The sequence below is a fragment of the Vreelandella malpeensis genome, from assembly GCF_020622355.1.
Taxonomy (GTDB): domain Bacteria; phylum Pseudomonadota; class Gammaproteobacteria; order Pseudomonadales; family Halomonadaceae; genus Vreelandella; species Vreelandella malpeensis.
In genome coordinates this window covers 1-20,358 of the sequence record NZ_WHVL01000008.1, presented here as the reverse complement: position 1 = coordinate 20,358, position 20,358 = coordinate 1, and the positions used below count along the sequence as shown (strand labels likewise).

Sequence of the window (20,358 nt, the reverse complement as noted above, 5' to 3'; positions counted from 1 at the left end):
AGTCATGTTCGAGGTAGCGCTTTTCGAGCCGCGCATGGCGCCCAACACCGGCAACATCATGCGTCTGGTGGCCAATAACGGCTGCCGGTTGCACTTGATCGAGCCGCTGGGCTTCGATCTCGAGGAGAAGAAGCTGCGCCGTGCGGGGCTCGATTATCGGGACCTGGCCAACGTGACGCGCCACCGCGACTTTGCGGCGTTTCATGAGGCGATGGCCGGGCGACGGATCTGGGCGATCACCACGCGGGGCACGCGCGGTTACAGCGAAGTCTCCTTCGCGCCCGGAGACGTCCTGCTGTTCGGCTCGGAAACCGCCGGGCTCAGTACCGAGGCGCACGAGGCGGTGCCCGAGGCGCAGAAACTGCGTATTCCGATGCAGCCGAACAACCGCAGCCTCAATCTCTCCAACGCCGTGGCGGTGGTGAGTTTCGAGGCCTGGCGCCAGCAGAGGTTCGCCGGCGCCGTGGAGGGTCAGGCGACGCCGTAGCGGTCGCGGTAAGCGCGTACCGCCTCGGCGTAGGCGAGCATCTCGCCGCCGGCGTGCTCCTCGAGATACTCGAGTACCTGGGCCAGGGTGACGATGCTCACCACTGGCATGGCGTACTCGGCGGCGACCTCCTGGATGGCGCTTTTCTCGCCCTGACCGCGCTCCTGGCGATCCAGTGCCACGATTACGCCGCCGGCCCGCGCTCCCTCGGCCTCGATCAGCGTCATCACCTCGCGAATGGCGGTGCCAGCGGTGATCACGTCGTCGATGATCAGGATGTCGCCGGAAAGCGGCGCGCCGACGATGTTGCCGCCCTCGCCGTGAGCCTTGGCTTCCTTGCGGTTGAAGGCGTAAGGCATGTCCCGATCAAAATGGTCGGCCAGCGCCGCGGCGGTGACGGCGGCAAGCGGAATGCCCTTGTAAGCCGGGCCGAACAGCACATCGGCACGAAGTTCGCTTTGCTCGATGGCCTGAGCGTAGAAGCGCCCGAGCTTGGCCAGTGCCCGTCCGGTCTGGAACAGGCCGGCATTGAAGAAATAGGGGCTGACACGCCCGGACTTGAGCGTGAATTCGCCGAACTTGAGAACGCCCTGCTCGATAGCGAAGGCAATGAAGTCGCGCTGGTAGGGTTGAAGGGTCGAAGCCACGGCGGTGTTCTCTCGAGAGTGGGTGGGTGAGCGTGACGATATCGAAGGGCAGGCAGGCCGATTGAGCCTGCCTATTTACCCAAACGTCTAAACGTCGGGTATCATACCGCAGCGACGCAAAAGGGACGATTTATGAAAATTGCCAGCATTAATGTCAACGGTATTCGTGATGCCGTCGACCGCGGCTTCCTGGACTGGCTGGCTCAGCAGGACGCCGACGTGGTCTGCGTGCAGAACCTCAAGGCCAAGAGCTTCGAACTGGGCGACCATATCCTCTATCCGGAAGGCTACGAAGGCTATTTCCTGGATGCCGAGGAGGATGGCTTCTCCGGGGTGGGGCTCTATTGCCGCAAGATTCCCAAGGCGATCATGTACGGGCTGGGCTTTCCCCAGTGCGATCACGAAGGGCGTTTTCTGCAGGCGGACTACGACCGCTTCAGCATCGCCACCTTCCTGATGCCGGACGGCTCGGACCAGAAGGCCAAGCACGCCTTCATGGAGCAGTACCAGGAGTACCTGACCAAGATGTCGCGCAAGCGTCGCGAGTACATCATCTGCGGTACCTGGCACGTCGCCCACAAGACCGTGGACCTGGCCAACTGGTCCGACAACCAGCTCACCTCCGGCTTTCGCCCGGAAGAGCGCGCCTGGATGGATCAGGTGCTCGGCCCGACCGGCTTCATCGACACCTTCCGCGAGATCAATCGCGACGCCGGCGAGTACACCTTCTGGCCGAAGCTCGACCAGGATGTGCCGCGCAGCCGTCAGGAAGGCTGGCGCATCGACTACCAGTTGGTCGGCCCCAACTTCCGCCGCCACGTGGTGGACGCCTGGATCGACTACGACGCGACCTTCTCCGAGTACGCCCCGCTGATTGTGGAGTACGATCTGGCGCTGTAGTCACCGGTCTCCCGCGTCGTCGCCAACGAAAAGGCCAGCTCAGCGCTGGCCTTTTCGTTTCTGCAAGGGGCGATTCTGGAAGGGCGGATGGAACTAGTCGCGAATCTCCAGCGCCTCGCGCTGGTGGCCGCGAAGGGCCTCGCCGGCCTGCTCGGCGAGATCGAGCATGGCATTGAGCTCGGCGCGGCTGAAGGCGCCCGCTTCGGCGGTGCCCTGCACCTCGATCAGCTCACCGCTTTCGGTCATCACCACGTTGAGGTCGGTGTCCGCCTTGCTGTCCTCCGGGTAGTCGAGATCCAGCACCGGCACGCCCTTGTAGATGCCCACCGATATGGCGCTGACCAGCTGCTTGAACGGATCGCTCTTGATCAGCCTCTCGCGCTGAAGATAGCGAAGCGCGTCCACCAGCGCCACGCAGCCGCCGGTGATCGCCGCGGTGCGGGTGCCGCCGTCGGCCTGGATCACGTCGCAATCCACGGTGATGGTGAACTCGCCGAGCTTCTTGAGATTCACCGCCGCGCGCAGGCTGCGCCCGATCAGCCGCTGGATCTCCAGCGTACGCCCGCTCTGCTTGCCACGGCTGGCTTCACGCCCGCCCCGGGTGTGGGTAGCCCGGGGCAGCATGCCGTACTCGGCCGTCACCCACCCCTGGTGCTTGCCGCGCAGCCAGCGCGGCACGCCCGCCTCCACGCTTGCGTTGCACAGCACCTTGGTATCGCCGAACTCGACCAGCACCGATCCTTCGGCGTGGCGGGTGAAGTCGCGGGTCAGGCGAATGTCGCGCAGCTCGTCGGCGGCGCGGTTACTGGGGCGAACGACGTCGGGACGCATGGCACCTCTCTTGGCGAATATTCTCAAAGCGGCTCATTGTACACCCTCGGCGAGGGCGCGTCGGCGCTCATCCGTCCAGGCGTCCGGCGTAGAGCGCCTTGAACGCCTGGTAGCGGGTGGCGTGCAGCTCGGCCATGGCCGGGTCTGGCGCCTGCACTCGCTCGCCCGGGGCGAGGGTCTTGGCCACGCCCAGCACGTCGCCGTTAAAGCCTGCGCCCAGCGCCGCCACCGCCGCGCCCAGCAGCACCGGCTCCGGCGCCTCGGAGATCACTACCCGGCAGCCGGTGCCGTCGGCGTAGAGCTTGCGCAGCAGCGCCGACCGGCCATGGCCGCCGCTCAGGTGCAGGGTGTCGATGGCGTAGCCGTGGGCGTTCATGCGGTCGATGATCGCCCGGGTGCCGTAGACCAGTGCCGTGGCGGCCGCCCAGTACACCTTGATGAAGCTCTCACGAGGGGAGTCCAGCGTGAGTCCGGTGATCGCGCCGCGAATCTCCGGGTCCGCCAGCGGCGAGCGGTTGCCGATGAAATCTGGGCAGACGTGGGTATGCGGAGCCGGGTCGCCCTTTGCCAGGCGCTCGAGCAGGATCTCGGAGAGCGCGCCGTGGACGTCGTCGCCGAACTCGCCGCCAGCGGCGAACATCGCCACCAGGTGATCGAGCAGCGCGCCGGTGATGCTCTGGCCGCCTTCGTTGGCCACGAAGGCGTCGCCTAGCGCCCCGGGGTAGGGGCCCCACACGCCGGGCACCGCGCAGCGCTCGGGCTGGGCGGCGATATGGCAGGTGGAGGTGCCGCCGATCACCGCCAGGCGGCGCTTGGGGCCGTCGGTCAGGCTGCGACCCAAGGTTCCCAGGGCGCCGGCGTAGGCGTCGATCATGCCTACCGAGAAGCGACACCCGGTGGTCAGACCGAGATCCGCGGCGGCGGCCTCGGTGAGCGCCCCCAGATCCACGCCCACGGGCTGCGCGGTTTCCGGGAGTGCGGCGCGCTCGATCACGTCCGCCATGTCGATGCGAGCGAGGAAGTCACGGTCCCAGCCGTGGCCCGGGCGCGGGTCGAAGGTCCACTTGCAGGCCAGCATGCACACCGAGCGCTCGAAAGAGCCGGTGCACTGAAAGCCCAGCCAATCGCCGAGATCCCCGGCGTAGCCGATCTGCTCGTAGAGCGCCGGGCGGTGACGCTTGAGCCACTTGAGCTTGGGCATCTGCATTTCCGGCGACATCGTCCCGCCCAGGTTGGCCAGCGGCGCACCGCCGGTGGCCGTGCACTCGGCGGCTTCAACCGTGGCGCGGTGATCCATCCAGACGATGATGTCAAAGGGCTCCTCGCCCGGCGAGAGCGCCAGCGGCCGGTACGCCTTGTCCAGCAGCACCAACGAGCAGGTGGCGCTGACCGACATGCGCGTCACGCTCGCAGCACTCACCCCGGCGGCCTCTCTCGCCCGTCGGGTGGCGCTGCATACCGCACGCCAGATGTTGGTCGAGCTCTGCTCGACGTGATGCTCGGCGGGGCGATGCATGGCGATCGGCGTCTTGGCCTCGGCCAGCATCACGCCGTCCGAGGTGAAGATACCCGCCCGGGCGCTGCCGGTGCCGATGTCGATGCCCAGAACGTGCTCTTGATGACTCATTTATTTACTCACGACTGTTTGAGAAACGGCATGCGCAGTGCCATCACGATGATCAGGAACCCGCCCCAGACGGCGGTGGCCAGGTGCTGGCTCGCGCCCATCAGGTTCATGCCCGAGGCGATCACCTGCAGGCTCATCAGTCCCAGCACCAGCGGCAGCACCCGGCCGAAGCCGCCGAACGGGTTGGCGCCGGCCAGAAAGCAGGCCAGCACGGTGATCAGCAGGTAGCTCTCGCCATGGCCCACGCGTACCGAGTTGAAGCGCGCCAGCATCACCATGCCGGCAAGCCCGGCCAGAAGCCCGGAGAGCGTGTAGACGACGATCAATACGCGCTTGACGTTGATGCCGGAGTACTCGGTGGCCCGGGCGTTGGAGCCGAGCATGTAGATCGAGAAGCCGGTGCGGGTGAAGTGCATGATGTAGAACAGCACCGCCGCCGCGCCGAGAAAGATCCACATCGGCATCGGCACGCCGAGAAAGTGGCCGGCGCCGATCACCTGGAATGCCTCGGGCATGCCGGAGAGGCCACCGCCGCGGGTCAGGAACTCGCCCAGCCCCTGCAAAAAGATCATCGCCCCGAGCGAGACCAGAATCGGGTGCGCGCCCACGTAGGCGACAATCACCCCGATCAGGCAGCCCGCTGCCGCCCCCACGCCGAGACCGGCGATGATGGCCAGCGGGGCGCTTGCGAGCCCCAGGTCCCCGAGCACGCCCTGTACCAGCCAGGCGGTAGCGAGACCGGCGATGTTGGCGGTGAAGGTGACCGAGAGATTCAGCCCCCCGGAGATGATCGGCACCAGCATGGCCAGCGACAGCAGCCCGAGCTCCGGCAGCTGCATCGCCATGGAGTTGAAGTTGGCGGCGCCGAGAAAGCCCGGTGCCGCGAAGGAGAAGAGCGCGATGCTCGCGACCAGCAGCGCGGCCATCACCAGCACTTCGCGGGTATCGCCGCCCAGGCGCAGGCCAGCGCGCGGCGTGTTCAACGGCTTGTTCATGGATTTTTCGCCCTGGTGGAACGGGGCAGCAGGTTGCCCAGGTTACTGGTGGTGATCGCGACGAGAATGATCAGCCCGACGATCATGCGAAACGCGTAGGGAGTGACGCCCAGCAGGTTCAAGCCGTTCTGCACCACGGCGAGCAGCAGCACCCCGAGCACCGCGCCGAGCACCGTGCCGCGCCCACCGCCCAGGGTCGCGCCACCCAGCACCACGGCAGCCAGGATGGTCAGCTCCTGGCCGATCAAGGCGTTGGGCACCACTTCCTGAACGATGTGTGCCTGCATCAAGCCGGCCACTCCGGCGCACAACCCCAGCCAGCCGTAGGCGAAGGCGTGGATCTTCCACACGCTGACGCCGGAGCGTCTGGCCGCCTCGGGGCTCGAACCGAAGCCGTAGACCGACCGCCCGAAGCCGGTGCGAGCCAGGATCAGCCAGGTCAGAGCGACCATCACCGCCATCACGGCGGCGGGCAGGTAGAGCGTCGCGGAGCCGCGCTCGGCAGGCAGGTCGAGCAGCGGGATCGCGTAGTAGAGCCAGTCCGGCACGTCGTAGATCGACACGCCGCCGGTCACGTACATCAAAAGCCCGAAGAACAGGTTGAAGGTGCCGATGGTGACGATGATCGAGACGATTCGAAAGCGGTGGATCAGAAAGGCGTTGATCAACCCGAGCAGCGCGCCGGTGAGCATGGAAAGCGCCATGCCCACGACCCAACCGCCGCCGCCCAGATGGTCGATCAGCAGCGTCATCACCACGTATTGCACCACCGAGGCGGCCACCGCGAAGGAGATGTCGATGCCGCCGGCGATCAGCACCACCACCAGCCCCACGGCGAAGATGATGTTGACCGACTGGTTGTTGAGCAGGTCGAACAGGTTCTGCACGCTCAGGAAACTGTCGGTCGCCAGTGACAGCACCACGCACAGCGCGAGCAGGATGCCCAGCAGCACGCCTTCGGTGCCGAGCCCCCGGCGGGATAAGAGCTTACGCATTGATCACGGCCTCCAGCGCTTCTTCGGTGGTCTCGGCGGGAATGATTTCGCAGGCGACGCGGCCCTCGCGCAGCACCAGTGCGCGGTCGGTGTTCATCCATATCTCGCCCGCTTCATCGGAGATCAGGATGATCGCCATGCCCTGGTCGGCAAGTTCGCGGATGATCTCGAAGATGCCCGCCTTGGCGCCGACGTCCACGCCGATGGTCGGGCAGTCGAGGATCAGGACGTCCGGCTCGGTGGCCAGCCACTTGGCCAGCGCCACGCGCTGCTGGTTGCCGCCGGAAAGCGATGACACCGCAAGCGTCGGGTCGCTCACCTTGGTCTTGAGCTCCTGGATCCAGTGCGCGGTGAGTGCCTTGATGCGCCCGGGCGACAGGAAACCGCGCGGCTTCTCGAGTGCGGGCAGCACCGTCACGGCGCTGTTCATCTCGATCGACTGGTTCTGCACCAGCCCCAGGTTCAGCCGGTCCTCCGAGAGGTAGGCGATCTGGTGGCGCACGGCGTCGCGGTTGGAGCGCAGTTTCAGGGGCTTGCCGTCCTTGAACATCTGCCCGCCGGTGGGCCGTGTCATGCCGAAGATCGCGTGGGCGAGCTCGCTGCGCCCGGCGCCGAGCAGTCCGGTCAAGCCCAGGATCTCGCCGCGGTGCAGGGTGAAGGAGACGTTCTCGAACTCACCTTCACGGCTCAGGTCTTGAAGCTCCAGCACCGGCGCGCCCTTCCAAGCGCTCGCCCGGGGCGTGTGTTCGAGCTCGAGGCCGGTCATCAGCGTGGAGAGCCGTGCCTGGGTCATGCCCTCGGTGGGGTAGGTGCCCACCAGGCGGCCATTTCTCAGCACCGTGACGCGCTGGCAGACGTCCAGCACTTCCGCCAGACGGTGGCTGACCAGCACGATCGAGATGCCTTGGGCGGCGAGCGAACGGGTGATGTCGAGCAGCGACTGCACTTCCTTGTAGGTCAGCGAGGCGGTCGGCTCGTCCATGAAGATGATGCTGGCGCCGGCGCGCAGCACCCGGCAGATCGCCACCAGCTGACGGTGGGCGATGGAGAGCTCCTCGACCCGGGCGGCAGGGTCGAGATCGAGCCCGAACCGGGCGATGATCGCGCGCGCCTCGTCAAGTGCGCGCCTGGCGGAAAGCGGGCGCCAGGGGCGGGCCACGTAGTCGTCGAAGACGATGTTCTCCGCCACGGTGAGGTGGGGAAAGAGCGCCAGGTCCTGCCAGATGACGTGGATACCGCGGCTACGCGCCTCCAGCGGGCTGATCGCGGACAGCGTCTCGTCGCCGAAGGTGAATTCCACCCCGGGTTCGGGGGTGTAGACGCCGTTGATGATCTTGATCAGGGTGCTCTTGCCGCAGCCGTTCTCGCCGGCCAGGCACAGCACCTCGCCCCGGCGCAGCTCGAACTCGACGTCGTCGAGCACGCGGCTTTGCCCGAATACCTTGCTGACATGACGCGCGCGAATCGCGATATCGCTCATCGGCGGCTTCTCTCTGGACATGAGGGTTCTCTTCACATGACTGCCGCGCTCGAGGAGCGCGGCAGGCGTTTTTACACGGTTCGAACAGCGTGGGGTCAGAGGCCGAGTTCGGCCAGCGCGTCGACACTGTCGGCATTGAGTTCCACGGGCTTGGCGGCGAAGATCGTGTGGCCGTCGAGGGTGATCTCGCCCAGTACCGGAAGCGCGTCGCCGTCGCTTACCTCGCCCCCCTCGTAGAGCAGGTTACCCAGCGCCACGAACGCCTGGCCGGCTTCCAGCGGGCTCCACTGGAAGCCGCCGGTGATCACGCCTTCGTGCACCAGCCGGCGACCCTGGCCCGGCGAGAACAAGCCCACCACGGCGACGTCGCCGGCCAGACCCCGCTCCTTCACCGCCCGGGCAGCCCCGATGGTGCCCTGGCTGCCGAAGGACATGATGCCGGCCAGGTCCTCGTGGGCACGCAGCAGGTCGAGCGTGGTGCTGCGGCTGTCATCGACGCTCTCCGCCACGCCGAAACGCTCCGCCGCCGGGGTCAGGCCCTGGCAATTCTCCTCCAGCCAGTTCACCGCGGCGTCCGCCCAGGCGTTATGGGCCGGCACGCTCAAGCCCCCCACGTAAACGGCGTAGGAGCCCTCGCAGCCGGTGGTGTCCGCCATGAGCCTGGCGTGCTCTTCGCCGAGTTGCTGGGCGGAGATCATCTCGAAGTCGTAGTCGATGTTGACCGACTCGGGGCTTTCGTGGGTCAGCACGATGATGCCCTGACTGCGGGCGCGCTCGAGCACCGGCTCCAGCACTTCACGATCGTTGGGCACCACGCCGATGACGTCCACGCCGCGGCTGATCAGGTCCTCGATAGCGCGGACCTGCAGTGCCGGGTCCGCGCTGGTAGGACCGACCATGTAGGCCTCCACGCCCAGTTCCTCGCCCATCTGCTCGATCCCCTTTTCCATGGCGTTGAACCAGGGAATGCCGCCCACCTTCGCCACCACGGCGATGGTCGGGGGTTGCTGGGCCAGGGCGGTGGCGCTGGCCAGTGCGCCGGTAAGCGTTGCGGCGGCCAGAAGAGCTCTTTGTGTCATCGTCTTTTCCTGTGCAGGTGGCGAACGAAGCCAGCGAAATGGGTGTCCCGAGTAACGTCGTCCGACGACCATCGGTGCGGCCCGTCTTTTTTCTTCGATCTTCGAAAAGTGTGTTTCGAGCGAATTAACAGACACTTGGATGCCTTGGGCGATCATCGACAACGAAACATGCACAATCGGTTGTGCAAAGTGTATCATTGTTGCGCGGCGTCATCACGTCAATGCGACTTTTATCTACTGCAAGGAGCTGCCACGTGGCCAGTGATTCAGCCAAACGGCTCACCATCTATGATCTCGCTCGGTTTGCCGAGACCTCGCCCAGCACCGTCAGCGCGGTTCTCAACGGCTCCTGGAAGCGCCGGCGTATCAGCCAGAAGCTGGCCGACAAGATCCTCACCCTGGCGCAGTCGGAAGGCTATTCCGCCAACATGCAGGCTCGGGCGCTGCGTCGCGAGCGCTCGGGCATCATCGGCATGATCCTGCCGCTCTACGACAACCGCTACTTCAGCTCCATCGCCCAGCACTTCGAGGCCCAGGCGCGCAAGCGCGGGCTGTTCGCCATCGTTGCCTGCACCAACCGCGATCCGGCCCAGGAGCGCGAGGCGGCGCGGATGATGCTTGCCTACCGAGTGGAGTGTCTGGTGAGCACCGGCGCCACCGATCCGGACACCATCTCCCTCATGTGCGAGGAGGCGGGCGTGGCCAGCCTCAATCTGGACCTGCCGGGAAGCAAGGCGCCGTCGATCATCTCCGACAACCGCGACGGCGCACGCCGCCTGACGCTGGCGATCCTCGATCGGCTGGACGCAAACGGCGCCGCGCACAGCGACGGCGTGCTGTTCATCGGCGGGCGCGGGGAAGACCACAACACCCGCGAGCGAATCGAGGGCTTCATCAAGGCGCGCACCGAGCGCGGGCTCGCCACCCGTGACGCCGATATCCTTCCCTGCGACTACGCCGCCGACAAGGCCCAGGTGGCACTGGAAGCCTACATGCGCCACCGCACCCGGCTTCCCGCCGCCATGTTCGTGAACTCCACCATCGCGCTGGAGGGGATCGTGCGCTGGCTGCAGCAAAGCGGCCACCAGCTGGACGAGGTGACGGTGGGCTGTTTCGACTGGGACCCGCTGGCCGCCGCGCTCTACCCGCACCTGATGATGGCGCGCCAGAGCGTGGAGGTGATGATCGAGCAACTTTTTGCAATGATCGACGATCCCGCCCAGGCGCCGGGCACGCTCGTCGAGGTGGCGCCGGAACTGATCGGCATCTAGGCCGCGGCGGGGCGAAAAACTGCGCTACACTGGGCCCACGCCCCTTCATCGAGAGCCCGCCCCATGCCGCACAGCATGACCGCCTTTGCACGCACCGAACGGGCCGCCTCGTTTGGCACCCTCCAGGTCGAACTGCGCTCGGTCAACCAGCGCTACCTGGACCCGCACTTTCGCCTGCCGGAGACGCTTCGCGAGCTCGAGCCTGCGCTGCGGGAAGCGCTCAGAACTCGCCTGGGGCGCGGCAAGATCGAGTGCCAGCTGCGCTTCGAGCCCACCGACAGCGCCCAGTCACCCACCGTCAACGGCGCTCGCCTGGCCGAGCTCGCCGAAGCCCTGGCCACCATCGCCGAGCGCGTGCCGAGTGCCTCCGCGCCCACTACGCTTGCGCTGCTCGACTACCCCGGCGTGCAGGAGACCCGGCACCTGGACCAGGAAGCCGTTCAAAGAGAGGCGCTGGCGCTGTTCGACCAGGCGCTCGATGAGCTGATCGCCGCCCGCGCCCGGGAAGGCGAGAAGCTCGGCGCGCTGATCCGCACGCGCCTGGACGCCGTGAGCGAACAGGTCGCCCAAGTGCGCGAGCTGCTTCCCGCCATCATCGAGCGCCAGCGCCGGCTCCTGCTCGAGCGCCTGGAAAGCGTGAAAGCGGAGCTCGACCCTCAGCGCCTGGAAGCCGAGCTGGTGCTGGTCGCCCAGAAGGCGGACGTGGACGAAGAACTCGATCGCCTCGATGCCCACGTCAGTGAGGTGCGCCGCCAGCTCGAACAAGAAGGCCCTCAGGGCCGCCGGCTCGACTTCCTGATGCAGGAGCTCAACCGCGAGGCCAACACCCTCTCGTCGAAATCCGTGGTCACCGACACCACCCGCTGCGCGGTGGAACTGAAGGTCTTGATCGAACAGATGCGCGAGCAGATACAGAATATTGAGTGATGCCTATGGTCGTTTTTTTAATTCTATATAATACTGTTTTATATATTTTTAATAAAATTATTGTCTATGCTCGTCCACCGAAATCCCGCTTAATCCACCGCCAAGTGGGTAGTAAAGTGGGTAGTAAAATGCCATGCTATCCACCAGATGGGCGTATTTCTGAGGTTTTGCTACCCAATATTAATATAAGTATTTGAAATATAAATAAATATATGGTTTTAGACGTTGGCGGAGGGGGGGAGAAGAGCGATGGGGAGTTTTACTGCCAAGAAAATTCAATCATTGATCAGAGAAGCCAAGCCTGGGCGCTACGGTGATGGCAACGGTTTGTACTTGATGATTCCGAAGTCAGGAGCGGCCTATTGGATGTGCCGCTACACCTTCGCGGGTAAGCGTCGCGGTATGACACTGGGTAAATGCTCTGAACTCTCCTTGCTCGAAGCTCGTGAGCAAGTGGTTGAGACTCAGAAAGCCATTCGTAGCGGTACAGACCCTCTTGTAGAGCGCGTACGTGAAGAAAAAATAACCATTAGCACGGTGCAGGATCTGTTTGACGATTGGTATCAGGAGCTCGAGAAGCGACTCAAGCATCCCAACATCCCTAAACGCGTCTTTGAAAAGGATATTGCTCCTGCCATCGGTTCGCTAACGCTGGCTAGCGTTACCCCTATGGATGTGCGTACCATTATCAGAAGGGTAACTAACAGCGGTCGCCCAACCGTTGCAAATGACGCCTTGATGTACTTAAAACAGCTATTTAACCATGGCATCAAGCTAGGGTTTTTGACCTATAACCCTGCGTCTGCTTTCAACGTCAACGATGCGGGCGGGGTCGAGAAAAGCCGTGATAGAGCACTTAGCGTTGAAGAGCTCAGGTTTGCCTTTGAGGTTTTCAGAGAAAATCGCACTAGCTTTACGCGTGACAACTATCTCGCATGCGCACTGCTTGTTGTGCTTGGAGTGCGTAAAACAGAGCTCACTGAAGCCACGTGGTCAGAATTTGACTTGAACAATGCGAAATGGAACTTACCCGGAGAGCGCAGCAAATCGGGTGTGGGAATGGCGATTCCTTTGCCACCACAAGCAGTCGAGTGGTTAGAGGAGCTTCACATCCGTGCTTGTGGTTCACCTTACGTATTTCCTAGCCGTCGTAGCAGTAAGCAGCCCCATATGGGCAGGGATACACTCAATCGCGCCATTGCTAAGCTATTTGGTAAAGAACCAGGCAAGAAGCAGCAACCTGAAAATAGAATGGGTGATTTACCCGAGTTTACGGTGCATGACCTTAGGCGCACTTGCCGCAGTCTGTTGGCTGAGACCGGCGTACCTAGCCATGTGGCTGAGCGCTGTTTGAATCATAAGCTGAAAGGTGTTGAAGGCGTCTATGATCGGTATGATTATTATGAGGAACGAAAGCGTGCTTTGATAAAAGTAGCAAATTTAGTTAATTCTGTAATGCTACCAAGTTCCTGCACACCCTACGCTGCTAATGCTGGGTGTGCTCTGGGTGCCACATAGCCTAATGACTGATGTGGCCGTTCTTCGTTGTAATACTGGACCCAGCGATTCAAATCGGTGTACCCAAATACACTCCTCTTTCAAGGAGCGAAAGAAGCCTTCCACTAGGCCGTTCTGCTCTGGTGTGTAGGGCGTTGTATACTCCTGATTCAGTCCATAGGCCCTGACGGTGCTCGTGTAGTGCCGATTGCTGAACACCAGACCGTTGTCAGAGCGCAGTGCCAGAGATGAGTGAACACGCCCCAGCGCTCCCAGACGATAGATCAGCGCTTCTTCCAACGCCGCCTCAGCCGTCTTGCTACTGCCGTTGACCGATAACCGCCAGCCGAGGATCTCACGTGTACAGCAGTCGATGACCACTGCCAGACTGGCTCGCCGATCCTTTCCACACCACACGTACGTCAGGTCGGTAGCCCAACGCTCATCCGGCCTTGAGGCGACGGACGGTAGGCTCCTGGCCCGAGGTCGAAAGCCTTGAGGACGCTTGCGCACCTGCCAGCCCTTCAACTGAAGGATGCGCTGTATAGGCTTGCGGTTCTCTCCCAGAACACACGCCAGATGACAATAGCCGTAAGTAGGGAATCGCTCCAGGGCCAGTTTGACCCAGCTGACCAGTTCAGCATTGATGGCGCGGCAACGTGCCCTGGGCTGGTAATACAGCGTCCTTCGAGGAATCCCCAGCCACTGACACAGCTCAACGAGCGAGACCACGTGGCTCTCTTGGGCCATTTCCGCCTGTAACGACCTTACGAGTTCTCGTCCTCGTCGAGCAGGCGTTTGAACTTTTTTAAGGCATAAATCTGCAGATGAGCCTCACCCAATGCTTCTCTGGTTTCCCGCAGCTCGGACTCGTACTGCTCTCGAATATCCCTGGGGCGGGCTCGGAACCCGTTTTCCATGTTGCGCTGCGCTTACTCAACCCAGCCTTCGACGTCTGAAACGGTGAGGTCGTGCTCCCGAGCGACTTCGGTAACCGTGGCTTTGCCTTTGAAAATGTCCATGACCACGGCGGTCTTGCGCTTGGCGGTCCAGCGTTTAACGGTAAGTTAGTGACTCATATCGTCCTCCTAATGGCTACACTATAACCTGTGCAGCTACGATGGGGGGCACTTCAGATCATAGATATTGCAGCGGTAACGCCATACTGATTGGCTAACTCGATATCCGTAAGTAGGTGGTTCTTTAGAACCACCGCAGCTTGTTTGCTATAGCTTTATATCCATAAACCTGTTCTCGGATGAACGACTAAAGAAGCTCCCTAGCAGCTAGCAAAGGATAACTCTTATATTAATAAATACTTCTTCTTTGAATGGGAGTTCCGGAATTTCACAGCCACCCTTCATCTTCTTGGCCATTTATCTTACTGTAAGAATGCATGTTGCTTGTGTTTATATTTAAGCTTTTTAAAAGCTCCAAGGAATGCATTGTATATTCATTAAATTCGGCTTCACTTAGTGGAGTAGTAACACTCTTTTTTCCAAAGTCATGACTATAGTTGTGTTGTATAGGCAGTGCATAGCTCTGAGAGGCATTGACATTAGGGGCATGATGGTTCATAGCACCTAATAATCTTAAATTTTCATTATGAATCAACATTTCTAATGTTTGACTAGCTGTAATGCCGTAATGATTCTTTATTTTTTCTAGCAGGTTTCGGCTGCTGCTGGGTAGCTTAAATGTGCAAGGCTTAAGATCAGGGTTTTTATTCTTTGACACATTTTGCCTTATGTTATTTTTCAACTTCCTCTCGCAATCTTTAAAGTATAAATCTCTCGCATTTTCTCTTTCTATCTCTCTTATCTGTTCAATAGCACTGAGCTTCTTGTTTTTTCCAAAAAAACCTTTCTTATTCAAGTAATCGAGTGCCATCTCTTCTGCTGCAACGTCTTTTTTCTCCAGCCACTTGGACAATGTTTCCATTTTCAGCACCTAAAAAACATGTGAAAGCTATTTAAAACCAAAAAAATTGATACCACAAAAAATAAGATAAATCAACAATAAATAAATAAAAAGGTGCTATTTCATGTGTTTTAGTAATAATTTACATTATTTTTAATAAAAATTTAACATTTAAAAGCACTTTTTTAATGCATTTTAAATAATGTTATTTTTCACACAAAAAACATCAAAATAATAATAAATCATTGATTTTTATGAAATATATTTTTTATGCTCATAATTCTTGAATTTAGGCTTTGTGCGAAAATCCTTATCCGCTAGTTTCCTCTATAAAAAGGAGCATAGGGGAAAGCAATGGTCGGATGTTACGAGATCTCTGATAACGGCTGGGTACAGATTGAAGACATTGTATCGCCACCTCAACTCATGGGGAGGCTTGGGCGAGATGACCGGCAAGTTCTCAGCGGTATTTTCTGGGTGCTGTACTCTGGTGCTAAATGGCGCGATCTGCCTGAGCGCTACGGTCCTTGGTCTACCGCTTATGAACGCTTTCGCAAATGGCGAGATGACGGCACGTTTGAGGCCATTCTTTCTCACTTACAGCTCAAGTTACGTGAGGACGGCCTGATGGATTTGGATACGTGGATGACTGATTTAACATCGGTTCGTGCCACCCGTGCTGCCGCAGGAGGCGGCAAAAAAGGGCTCTGAAGAACCGCTAGATCTTGCCCTTGGCCGCAGTCGCGGCAGTTTAACCACTAAAATTCATTTGGTTTGAAATCGCCATGGCTGACCACTGGCATTCACGCTGTCTCCCGGCCAAGAGGCAGACTCTCGGCACTTTAGAGAGCGTTTACCTGCCCGGTAACTTAGGGCGCCCGCGCAAACGTAGTCGCTATATGGTGGCTGACAAAGGCTATGACAGCGATGAGCTGCCTAGTTATTGCGATAGGCACGGGATGAAGCTGGTCATAGCTCAACGCAACATGTATCGAAGAAGGCGGCCAGGTCTACCTAGACGGTTTGATAAGCCTAAATATCGACAACGAAATGCGGTAGAACGCTGTTTTAGCTGGCTAAAGGAGCTACGCCGCGTTGCCACACGCTACGATAAGTTAGCAAGCAGCTTTAAGGCAACTGTATGCATGGCGTGCATCTTAACTACTTGTCCGCCAGAGTTTAATGTAATCGGTGTTCTTTGACGCCAGATGTGAAATAAATGATTGCAGTTTGATTCTTAATCGACGCTTGACCGATCATGCGATGAGCTGCATCGATTGTCCAAAGACTATGAAACTGATTATGCAATACGGTTTTACTGAAAAATTTAGAACATGGATGCTTGCGGTTAATACTCACAAGAGCGTAAATAGTCTCCAGTGATTATCCAATGGTTAGGCCTTAAAAGTGGCTTAAGCCCCCCAGCGTGCTGCATGACACCAAAGCCACTCTCCAATTAAAAAATACTCACCTGCCTTATCTCATGAACGAATAACAGGAGTTCGTCATGAGCAATCGACTTATCCGCATCAAAGACGTCATGGATCGCACTGGGCTGGCTAGATCAACGGTCTACAAGTACATCAGCCTTGGGCAGTTCCCTCAGCCAATCAAGCTGGGCACTCGGGCTGTTGCCTGGGTCGAGCGTGAAGTGGAAGCCTGGATCTGCGAAAGCATCGAGCGCAGAGATGAAGCAGTGCTGAAGTAACTCAACCTTTCCTCATTTAATTGAAGAGTGATTATTCGCTGACGGCGACTCACTCCCACCAGCAACCATCAGTACCTATCGGTCACTACCCATTCTCAAGAGCCTTGTTTAATTATTATTAGTTAAATCAAAGGGTAATGGGAGGGGCATCAAGCCCCGTACCTGAGTAGCGAGCGTAAAGGTAGCCATCCACACGTATCCGTCTCAATGAATCCAGCCTCCGCTGGAGGCTTCGTCGTGCCTGACATACATGCTCATACCTCCGAAGGCATGAGTCGATCTCACTATCGAGGTAATTAAAATGCTTCAACGACACCCATCAAACGCTAATTTGTGCTTGAACGCTGCTCCTACCTTCAACGGGCTTGCTCTCCAAGTAAAACATCTCCCAATGGCCGATGAATACCTTCAGGCCCTTTACAATACAATGCACAAGGCTCTCGCTGACTACCCTCGCGTGCTAGCCTTCAGAGTCGATCCTGTCATTCCCACAACGATAAGCGACCGGATGAGGCCGGAGGATCACAAAGGCCTTATCGCAAGGTTCATCGCTTCCTTTAAAGCGATTATCAAACATGATCGTGAGAGTAAACGCCAAGCTGGCTGGGTGCCTGACACTAAGGTGCGCTACGTGTGGTGCCGGGAGATTGGCCTTAACGGCAAGCCGCACTATCACTTCTTCTTCCTACTGAATCGTGACGCGTATCACATGCCAGGTAAGGCAGGCTCTCAAAACGAGAACCTTATCAGCCGGGTGTCACGTGCTTGGTACAGCGCGCTGGGAATCATGTGGAGCCCTCAAGAGCCATGGGTACACATACCTGATAACCCGTACTACTGGATCGACCGAGGTGACCTGACTAGCTTTGAGCAGGCTTTCACACGCGCTTCGTATCTCTGCAAAGCGAATACAAAGCAGTATGGGCTAGGTGTACGAGCGTTTGGAACCAGTCGTCACTGAAAGCATCACTATCATCATTGAGCAAGGATGTTAAGCAGCACTTTGCCCCCATGCCCCCACACCGCTAAACTCGGTTCACTATTTTGTTGGGGCGATGTATCAGCCATGCCCACGGTTACTGCCATACATGGAATCATCAATGAGCCACACCGTTACGCTGCAACAGCTGGAAACCCCAGTAGGACTTTAACCTGTGAGCAAGGGATTATGAGTGCAACCAAACAAACTTTGGGATCGCGCCTGCAATGCGGAAACCAAGAATTATCAATACGTTATCTTTTCCAGGGATTACATTACTCACATGTCTTTCATCCTGTTAGCAGCCAGATGACAACCAGGCGGCGACCATATATCTGTGATATTGGCCTACCCTAAGAACATGAAGGACAACATAACACTTGCTGAAAAGGCCGCATTGAAAACACTGACCCACCAATTAAAGGAGGAAGTTTCTGGATGAGCATTTTTGACGAACTCCAAACATCGCTGCAGGAAGCCGTTGAGATTAATCAGGGCAACACTGAGGCTAGCCGCACAGCACGCCATGAAGTAGCCGATGTAAAAGCCATTCGTACCAAGCTCAATGTTTCTCAGGCGGAATTTGCCAGCGCAATGGGAACCAGCGTGGATACGATCAAAAGCTGGGAAGGCAAACGTAATAATCCTACGGGGCTAGCCGCTAAGGTACTGGCGACGATTCGGAATAACCCAGACTTTTTCAATGAGATTGCTTCACACTAACACCTACTTTCCTGACATAAGAATAATGGTAATTTGACGTGAGTGTGAAAAGCGCATTCTTAGACGCGCACTCCCGGAAAAATTGCGCCATCACCTGAAGCCCTTGAATCCGCATGCGAATGCAATGGCCTTGTTCAGCCAGCTACATACTACTGTCAACCACCGTAAGGTTGTCTTGGTCTGCGCAACAATATCTTCTTCATTAACTAAGACCCTCTCCTAGGGAATCTGCGCAGTCAACGAATCGGAGGCGTCCAATAGCCTGCTCGTCACAGAGTCAACAGCCGTTGCACAGATCTCGTTACGGTTGTACCAGACCCTAACGAGTTTAATGGCGTACAGTTACCACACCAGCCCGAGCCAACTCGGTGAATCGCATTACCTTTTCTTCAACTGTTCATTTTATTTCAGCTTAAAACCGAGAGGTTGCCTGAAGTTTACTATCTGGATTGAGTATTGCACGAGGGGCTTTCATCATGGCCTGAAACTCCAAAGCGAAGACTTGAATGCAAAATCACAGGCCAGCGGGCAATAGAGTGATCAAGCACACTCATAAGACCGGCGCAAACAAATAGGCCGCTCGAGCCGCCACCCGATGCCAAAGCGGCTTATCGCTGATCTCTTCTGGCTGCATCTGCCGTGCCCGCGCGAAATCCGCCTTGAACATCGCATCAACCTCGGCGGCAAAGTCGGCGTCCATCACCATCGCCGTCACCTCGAAGTTGAGTCGAAAGGAGCGGTTGTCGAGGTTAACGGTACCCACTGCCGCACCGATTTCGTCAACCAAAAAGGCTTTGCCATGTAAGAAGCCCCCCTCGTAGCGATAGACCTCGACCCCCGCCTCGAGAAGCGAATCGAGAAAGGCATAGGCCGCAAAGTAGGTTAGAAGGTTATCTGGACGTTCGGGAATCAGGATTTTCACCTCTACTCCGCTTAACGAGGCTAGTTTAAGCATCGCCAGCACCCCCTCATCTGGCACAAAGTAGGGACTGGATATCCAGATACGCTCTTGCGCGGCGTGAATTGCCTGTTGAATCATCAGACTAGCCGTCTCAAATCGGTCTGCGGGCCCACTCGGAAGAATGAGCACCGGTGTACCATGGCCGCTTGGAATTAGCGGTGACCAGGGAAGCTCGGGGATTTCCTCAGTCGCCCAGTGCCAATCTTCAAGAAACACCAGCTGCAGCGCCAAGGCCGCAGGCCCCTCAATCATTAGGTGGGTATCACGCCACGGGCCAATTCGTGGGTGGCCTTCCAAGTATTCATCGCCAACATTGAATCCACCGACCCAAGCTCTTTCCCCATCGGCCACCATTATCTTGCGATGGTTGCGAAAGTTGAGCTGGAAGCGATTACCTGTCCCCCGCGTAGAATGAAAGCGATGTACTCGAACACCCGCCTCTTCCAGCGTCTGGAGATAGTGGCTCGGCAACGCATAACTTCCAATTTCATCGTATAGAAAGAAGACCTCCACGCCCTGCCTAGCCTTCTCAATCAGCCGTGCCTGCAGCGCCAATCCCACTGCATCAGCCCGAACGATATAAAACTGCACAAGCAGATAGCGCTCAGCAGCATCAATACCGGCAAACAAGCTCTCGAAGGTCTGCTCACCGTCGATCAGCAGTTCCACCCGGTTGCCACCTAGAAACGGCAGCTTGGCCAGCTGTTCGACACCCACCAGATGCTTGTCAGCGTGTTCATCCGAAACCCCATGAGCCCGCAGCTCGGCCAGTTTTTCAGCAAGCGCCTGCCCCAACACCGAGTTCTCGTCGCGTCGTGCAGAGACATAGCCCTGGAATTTCGTGCGGCCGAACACCCAGTAGGCTGGCACCGCCACATAGGGCAATGTGTTTAGTGAAACGATCCAGGCCACAGCTCCCTGAGAGGTACGGCTCGACATCATCGCATCCAGTGACGACACAAACCCAACCAGATGAGCAACTCCCACCACGAGCAGTAAACGACGCCAGAATCGACGTCGCCTGGAGGGCAGCGTTACTGCCCCCGGCTTTTCCCTTTCATCGCTCATGCTCCCCCTAAACCACCTTTTCTTCGCTGTAAAATCAGTTTTATCATTGCCGCAACCTGAACGGTAAAGACAATACTCACGAGCCCTACAAACCAGAACCGAAACCAATTGGGCCCAGACACCCCACTCTGGAAAACTTGAACCGCCCCGGTTATTCCGGAGACCGGTTTGTTTGAGTCAGGCAGCTTCACCCGACTCTTCCAGTTGATGATAATACGTCCTTTCTCGTTCTGCTGGTGGAACGTTTCCGATGGGTTCCAGCA

General features: G+C 58.5%; 18 protein-coding genes and 3 pseudogenes. 9 read left to right on the top strand and 12 right to left on the bottom strand.

Annotated elements, in window-relative coordinates; translation table 11 throughout:
* Window positions 1-4 precede the first annotated feature (4 nt).
* Window positions 5-487: a tRNA (cytidine(34)-2'-O)-methyltransferase gene (locus GEV37_RS15890; RefSeq protein ID WP_227391247.1), complete on the top strand. Its 483-nt coding sequence runs from the start codon at window positions 5-7 to the stop codon at window positions 485-487.
* On the opposite strand, the gene pyrE is transcribed toward GEV37_RS15890, so the two are convergent.
* Complete coding sequence (gene pyrE, locus GEV37_RS15885) at window positions 472-1,134, bottom strand: orotate phosphoribosyltransferase (protein WP_227391246.1); 663 nt, start codon at window positions 1,132-1,134, stop codon at window positions 472-474. The genes GEV37_RS15890 and pyrE overlap by 16 nt on opposite strands.
* Before the next feature lie 132 nt (window positions 1,135-1,266).
* Here pyrE and GEV37_RS15880 point away from each other — a divergent pair, with 132 nt between their 5' ends.
* Window positions 1,267-2,034, top strand: coding sequence for an exodeoxyribonuclease III (locus tag GEV37_RS15880; RefSeq protein ID WP_227391245.1), 768 nt, complete (start codon window positions 1,267-1,269; stop codon window positions 2,032-2,034).
* Window positions 2,035-2,127: 93 nt separating this feature from the next.
* Here the strand turns inward: GEV37_RS15880 and rph are convergent, their stop codons facing one another.
* From rph to GEV37_RS15850, 6 genes are all read right to left on the bottom strand, one after another.
* Window positions 2,128-2,865, bottom strand: coding sequence for a ribonuclease PH (rph, locus tag GEV37_RS15875; protein ID WP_227391244.1), 738 nt, complete (start codon window positions 2,863-2,865; stop codon window positions 2,128-2,130).
* A 67-nt stretch (window positions 2,866-2,932) separates the two neighbouring features.
* Window positions 2,933-4,492 carry an FGGY-family carbohydrate kinase gene (locus GEV37_RS15870; RefSeq protein WP_227391243.1) on the bottom strand — a complete coding sequence of 520 codons (1,560 nt, stop codon included), beginning with the start codon at window positions 4,490-4,492 and terminating at the stop codon, window positions 2,933-2,935.
* A gap of 8 nt (window positions 4,493-4,500) precedes the next feature.
* Window positions 4,501-5,487, bottom strand: a complete 987-nt coding sequence (locus tag GEV37_RS15865; protein ID WP_227391242.1) for an ABC transporter permease — start codon at window positions 5,485-5,487, stop codon at window positions 4,501-4,503.
* Window positions 5,484-6,482: an ABC transporter permease gene (locus GEV37_RS15860; protein WP_227391241.1), complete on the bottom strand. Its 999-nt coding sequence runs from the start codon at window positions 6,480-6,482 to the stop codon at window positions 5,484-5,486. Before GEV37_RS15860 ends, GEV37_RS15865 begins: the two co-directional genes overlap by 4 nt.
* Entirely contained in the window at window positions 6,475-7,983 is a 1,509-nt protein-coding gene (locus GEV37_RS15855) for a sugar ABC transporter ATP-binding protein (RefSeq protein WP_227391240.1), read from the bottom strand. The genes GEV37_RS15860 and GEV37_RS15855 overlap by 8 nt, the downstream gene beginning before the upstream one ends.
* Window positions 7,984-8,057: 74 nt before the next feature.
* Window positions 8,058-9,041: a substrate-binding domain-containing protein gene (locus tag GEV37_RS15850; RefSeq protein WP_227391239.1), complete on the bottom strand. Its 984-nt coding sequence runs from the start codon at window positions 9,039-9,041 to the stop codon at window positions 8,058-8,060.
* 254 nt (window positions 9,042-9,295) lie between these two features.
* On the opposite strand from GEV37_RS15850, the gene GEV37_RS15845 reads away from it, so the two are divergent.
* From GEV37_RS15845 to GEV37_RS15835, 3 genes are all read left to right on the top strand, one after another.
* Entirely contained in the window at window positions 9,296-10,312 is a 1,017-nt protein-coding gene (locus GEV37_RS15845) for a substrate-binding domain-containing protein (protein ID WP_227391238.1), read from the top strand.
* A 63-nt stretch (window positions 10,313-10,375) separates the two neighbouring features.
* Window positions 10,376-11,239, top strand: coding sequence for a YicC/YloC family endoribonuclease (locus tag GEV37_RS15840; RefSeq protein ID WP_227391237.1), 864 nt, complete (start codon window positions 10,376-10,378; stop codon window positions 11,237-11,239).
* A 249-nt stretch (window positions 11,240-11,488) separates the two neighbouring features.
* Complete coding sequence (locus GEV37_RS15835) at window positions 11,489-12,757, top strand: tyrosine-type recombinase/integrase (RefSeq protein WP_153843648.1); 1,269 nt, start codon at window positions 11,489-11,491, stop codon at window positions 12,755-12,757.
* Here the strand turns inward: GEV37_RS15835 and GEV37_RS15830 are convergent.
* The 3 genes and pseudogenes from GEV37_RS15830 to GEV37_RS15820 form a co-directional block, all read right to left on the bottom strand.
* Window positions 12,718-13,486, bottom strand: a pseudogene (locus GEV37_RS15830) (IS3 family transposase). The gene GEV37_RS15835 and the pseudogene GEV37_RS15830 sit on opposite strands and share 40 nt — an antisense overlap.
* Before the next feature lie 182 nt (window positions 13,487-13,668).
* Window positions 13,669-13,785, bottom strand: a pseudogene (locus GEV37_RS17115) (transposase); the annotation flags it as partial.
* A 298-nt stretch (window positions 13,786-14,083) separates the two neighbouring features.
* Window positions 14,084-14,677, bottom strand: a complete 594-nt coding sequence (locus GEV37_RS15820; protein WP_227391235.1) for a hypothetical protein — start codon at window positions 14,675-14,677, stop codon at window positions 14,084-14,086.
* A 333-nt stretch (window positions 14,678-15,010) separates the two neighbouring features.
* Here GEV37_RS15820 and GEV37_RS15815 point away from each other — a divergent pair.
* The 4 genes and pseudogenes from GEV37_RS15815 (at window position 15,011) to nadS (ending at window position 18,066) form a co-directional block, all read left to right on the top strand.
* Window positions 15,011-15,858: pseudogene (locus GEV37_RS15815) on the top strand (IS5 family transposase).
* Window positions 15,859-16,163: 305 nt separating this feature from the next.
* Window positions 16,164-16,364, top strand: a complete 201-nt coding sequence (locus GEV37_RS15810) for a helix-turn-helix transcriptional regulator (protein WP_227391234.1) — start codon at window positions 16,164-16,166, stop codon at window positions 16,362-16,364.
* A gap of 301 nt (window positions 16,365-16,665) precedes the next feature.
* Complete coding sequence (locus tag GEV37_RS17110; RefSeq protein WP_386111453.1) at window positions 16,666-17,325, top strand: inovirus Gp2 family protein; 660 nt, start codon at window positions 16,666-16,668, stop codon at window positions 17,323-17,325.
* 456 nt (window positions 17,326-17,781) lie between these two features.
* Window positions 17,782-18,066, top strand: coding sequence for a NadS family protein (gene nadS, locus GEV37_RS15800; RefSeq protein WP_039181156.1), 285 nt, complete (start codon window positions 17,782-17,784; stop codon window positions 18,064-18,066).
* 550 nt (window positions 18,067-18,616) lie between these two features.
* Here nadS and cls read toward each other — a convergent pair.
* Window positions 18,617-20,095, bottom strand: coding sequence for a cardiolipin synthase (gene cls, locus GEV37_RS15795; RefSeq protein WP_050980320.1), 1,479 nt, complete (start codon window positions 20,093-20,095; stop codon window positions 18,617-18,619).
* Window positions 20,092-20,358: hypothetical protein (locus GEV37_RS15790; protein ID WP_227391233.1), on the bottom strand; the 267-nt coding region annotated here is incomplete at its 5' end. The genes cls and GEV37_RS15790, both read right to left, overlap by 4 nt.

Excerpts from the sequence above, each read along its gene's own strand:
- GEV37_RS15890 (WP_227391247.1), top strand. The coding sequence starts at position 5 with ATGTTCGAGGTAGCGCTTTTCGAGCCGCGCATGGCGCCCAACACCGGC.
- GEV37_RS15880 (WP_227391245.1), top strand. The coding sequence starts at position 1,267 with ATGAAAATTGCCAGCATTAATGTCAACGGTATTCGTGATGCCGTCGAC.
- rph (WP_227391244.1), bottom strand. The coding sequence starts at position 2,865 with ATGCGTCCCGACGTCGTTCGCCCCAGTAACCGCGCCGCCGACGAGCTG.
- GEV37_RS15870 (WP_227391243.1), bottom strand. The coding sequence starts at position 4,492 with ATGAGTCATCAAGAGCACGTTCTGGGCATCGACATCGGCACCGGCAGC.
- GEV37_RS15865 (WP_227391242.1), bottom strand. The coding sequence starts at position 5,487 with ATGAACAAGCCGTTGAACACGCCGCGCGCTGGCCTGCGCCTGGGCGGC.
- GEV37_RS15860 (WP_227391241.1), bottom strand. The coding sequence starts at position 6,482 with ATGCGTAAGCTCTTATCCCGCCGGGGGCTCGGCACCGAAGGCGTGCTG.
- GEV37_RS15855 (WP_227391240.1), bottom strand. The coding sequence starts at position 7,983 with ATGTCCAGAGAGAAGCCGCCGATGAGCGATATCGCGATTCGCGCGCGT.
- GEV37_RS15850 (WP_227391239.1), bottom strand. The coding sequence starts at position 9,041 with ATGACACAAAGAGCTCTTCTGGCCGCCGCAACGCTTACCGGCGCACTG.
- GEV37_RS15840 (WP_227391237.1), top strand. The coding sequence starts at position 10,376 with ATGCCGCACAGCATGACCGCCTTTGCACGCACCGAACGGGCCGCCTCG.
- GEV37_RS15835 (WP_153843648.1), top strand. The coding sequence starts at position 11,489 with ATGGGGAGTTTTACTGCCAAGAAAATTCAATCATTGATCAGAGAAGCC.
- GEV37_RS15820 (WP_227391235.1), bottom strand. The coding sequence starts at position 14,677 with ATGGAAACATTGTCCAAGTGGCTGGAGAAAAAAGACGTTGCAGCAGAA.
- GEV37_RS15810 (WP_227391234.1), top strand. The coding sequence starts at position 16,164 with ATGAGCAATCGACTTATCCGCATCAAAGACGTCATGGATCGCACTGGG.
- GEV37_RS17110 (WP_386111453.1), top strand. The coding sequence starts at position 16,666 with ATGCTTCAACGACACCCATCAAACGCTAATTTGTGCTTGAACGCTGCT.
- nadS (WP_039181156.1), top strand. The coding sequence starts at position 17,782 with ATGAGCATTTTTGACGAACTCCAAACATCGCTGCAGGAAGCCGTTGAG.
- cls (WP_050980320.1), bottom strand. The coding sequence starts at position 20,095 with ATGAGCGATGAAAGGGAAAAGCCGGGGGCAGTAACGCTGCCCTCCAGG.